General features: G+C 60.7%; 1 protein-coding gene. It reads left to right on the forward strand.

The genetic code is table 11. The features are described from left to right. Positions 1-751 (forward strand): phosphopantetheine-binding protein (locus tag CH251_RS14185; protein ID WP_141214695.1); only part of this gene is annotated, 751 nt, incomplete at both ends.

Genomic DNA, 751 nt, shown 5'->3' on the forward strand with positions numbered 1-751 from the left:
TGCGTTGTTTGTGTTGGATTCCGGTTTGCGGCGGGTTCCGATCGGTGTGGTTGGTGAGTTGTATGTCGCGGGGCGGGGTGTGGCACGCGGTTATGTGCGACGGCCGGGCTTGACGGCATCGCGATTCGTCGCGTGTCCGCTCGGCCCTTTGGGTTCGCGGATGTATCGCACCGGCGATCTGGTTCGTTGGAATCACGACGGCGAGCTGGAGTATGTGGGTCGCTCTGACGATCAGGTGAAGATTCGTGGTTACCGCATCGAAATCGGTGAAGTGGAAGCAACACTCGCTGCCTTGACCGGAGTGGAGCGTGCGGCAGTGGTGGCCCGTGATACCGATACCGGCAAGCAGTTGATTGGCTACGTCGTACCTACCGAGGTGTCTGCGGGAATCGATGGTGGGGCGCTGCGCGAACGAGTTGCCGCGCGATTGCCTGCGTACATGGTTCCGGCCGTGGTGATGGTCATCGACGAGTTGCCGTTAACTGTCAACGGCAAGCTGGACAAATGGGCGTTGCCCGAGCCGCAATTCGCCAGCGGCGTTCACAGAGCGCCGTCATCTCCGGTTGAAGAAATTATCTCCGGCATTTTCACGAAGGTTCTCGACCTGCCGCGAGTCAGCGTGGACGACTCCTTCTTCGACCTGGGCGGCAACTCGCTCTCTGCGATGCGTGTCGTAGCCGCCGTGCAGGAAACCTTCGACTGTGAAATCAGCGTCCGTGCACTCATGGAAGCCCCCACCGTAGCGGGCCTG

The organism is Rhodococcus sp. 06-462-5 (assembly GCF_002258315.1).
In the GTDB taxonomy this organism is placed as follows: domain Bacteria; phylum Actinomycetota; class Actinomycetes; order Mycobacteriales; family Mycobacteriaceae; genus Rhodococcoides.